Genomic DNA, 2,671 nt, shown 5'->3' on the forward strand with positions numbered 1-2,671 from the left:
ATGATGGAGACCCGCGTGGTCGACGGCCAGTCGGTGCTCGTGCCGGTCGTGTATCTCGCGCTGGCGAACCAGCAGAATGTCAACGGCCCGCTGATCAGCGCAACGAACATCGATTTACAGAACGCGCAGTCGTTCACGAACAGCGGCACGATCAAGGCGGACAACACGCTGGCGATCCAGGGCAAGCAGATCGACAACGCGTTCGGCGCGCTGCAAAGCGGCGGGCTGATGTCGCTGAAGACCGAGAACAACATCGATCTGACGTCGGCGAGCGTCAAGGCCGGCAGTCTGCAGCTGGACGCCGGCAAGGACCTGATTCTCGATACGGCGACGAAGACGAACACACGCGTGAGCCGCGATGGCGCGACGAGCGTGGTGACGACGCTCGGGCCAACCGCCAAACTGGACGTCGTGGGCAATGCGTCGATCGTCACCGGCGGCAACTTCCAGCAGAACGCGGGCAACCTGTCGGTCGGCGGCAATCTCGGGATGAACGTCGGCGGCAACTGGGATCTCGGTGCGGTGCAGACGGGCGAGCACAAGATCGTGCAGCGGGCGAACGGCGTGTCGAATACCGACATCAACAAGGTCACCGGCAGCTCGGTGACGGTCGGTGGACAGTCGAGCATCGGCGTCGGCGGAGACCTGACGGCCAAGGGCGCGCAGATCGACCTCGGCCAGGGCGGCACGCTTGCGGCCAAGGGCAACGTAACGCTTGGCGCGGCGAGCACGACATCGACGGTGAACAGCAACAGTTCGGGCGGCGACAGTCACGGTAGCTACGCCGAGACGCTGCATATGTCCGATCAGGCGCTCACAGGCACGACGCTCAAGGGTGGCGATACCGTCACATTGGCGTCGGGCAAGGATCTCACGATCAGCGGCAGCACGGTCAGCCTGGATAAAGGCAATGCGAACCTGATGGCGAGCGGCGATGTGAATATCGGCGCGGCAACCGAAACGCATGTGCTGAACTCGCACGAAACGCACAGCCACAGCAATGTCGTGAGCGGCGTGCAGGTTTCAAGCGGCATCGACCAGACGGCGACCCATAGCCAGGGCAGCACGGTGTCGGCCGACGGCGTCAACATCGTCAGCAACCGCGACATCAACGTGGCGGGTAGCAACGTCGTTGGCACGAACGACGTGACGTTGCAGGCGACGCGCAACGTCAACATCACGACCTCGCAAGACACGACTCAATCGTCCAGCTATTTCGACAAGAAGGAATCGGGTCTTTTGACGAATGGTGGTTTGTCGGTGACGGTAGGTTCGCGCTCGGCCGCGCAGCAAGACCAAAGCAGCTCGGTGACGAATAAGGGGAGTGTGATCGGGTCATCGCAGGGCAATGTCACGATCCAGGCCGGAAAGGATGCCACGATTACCGGTAGCACGATTGTGGCAGGCCGGGATGTCGGAATCGCCGCTCAAAACGTGACGGTAAATGCCGCGTACGACACCTACAAGGACGCGCAGTCGCAGCAGTTCAGCCAGTCGGGTTTGAGTGTCGGATTGGGCGGCGGCCTGGTCGGACTCGGACAGTCGATGGCAGGCGCCGTCCGCCAAGGCCAGCAGTCGGGCGATTCGCGCCTCGCTGCAGTACAGGCCGTGGCGGCTGCCGAACAGGCTTACCAGAACCGCGGCGGGATCAAGGACGCGGCCAATGCCGTGTCGAACGGGAACGTGAGCGAAGCTGCCAAGGGCGTTCAGGTACAGCTCAGCATCGGGTCGAGCCATAGCAGCAGCAATGCGACGACATCGATCTCGAGCGCGAAAGGTTCGTCGATCATAGGCAACGGCAACGTCTCCATCACCGCGACGGGCACACCGGACGCAAACGGAAACGCTCAGGCGGGCACCGGAAACATTGCGATGACCGGAGCGTCAGTGCTCGGCAAGAACGTCGCGCTCGACGCCAACAACGCGATCACGCTGCAAAGCGCGCAGAGCACCGAACAGAGTACGAGCTCGAACAGTTCGACCGGCTGGAATGCAGGCGTGGCGATCGGCGTGGGCAAGAATACGGGGATCAGCGTCTTCGCGAATGGCTCGAACTCGCACGGCCAGGGCAACGGCGATAGCGTCACGCAAACCAACACGACGGTGGCAGCCGGCAATACGCTAACGATGAAGTCGGGTGGCGACACGACGTTGTCGGGCGCCAAGGTGTCGGGCGACAAGGTCAAGGTCGATGTCGGCGGCGACCTGACGATGACGAGCCTTCAGGATACGTCGAACTACAGCAGCAACCAGCACAACACGGGCGTCAGCGGCAGCTTTACGTTCGGCTATGGTGGCGGCGTCGACGCATCGATCGGCCACACCAGCATCGACGCGAATTATGCGTCGGTGAACCAGCAAACCGGCATCGTGGCTGGCAAGGAAGGGTTTGATGTCAACGTGGCGGGCCATACGCAGCTCAACGGCGCACAGATCGCAAGCGCGGCGCCGGCAGACAGCAATACGCTGACGACCGGCAGCCTCGGATTTACCGACATCCAGAACAAGATGTCGTATTCGGGATCGTCGGAAGGTTTTTCGACGTCGGGCGGCCCGAGCTTTGCACAGACGGGTGATAGCGCGAGCGGCGTCACGCGTGCCGCGGTGAGCCCGGCGAAGATCGTCGTGAAGTCGGATGAACAGAACGGCACGGACAGCACGGCCGGGCTGT

General features: G+C 62.6%; 1 pseudogene. It reads left to right on the forward strand.

Going from position 1 to position 2,671, the window contains the following annotated elements:
* Positions 1 to 2,671: pseudogene (gene bcpA, locus KH616_RS23890) on the forward strand (contact-dependent inhibition toxin BcpA); the annotation flags it as partial.

Origin of the sequence: Burkholderia sp. (assembly GCF_018375725.1) — a bacterium.
GTDB lineage: Bacteria > Pseudomonadota > Gammaproteobacteria > Burkholderiales > Burkholderiaceae > Burkholderia.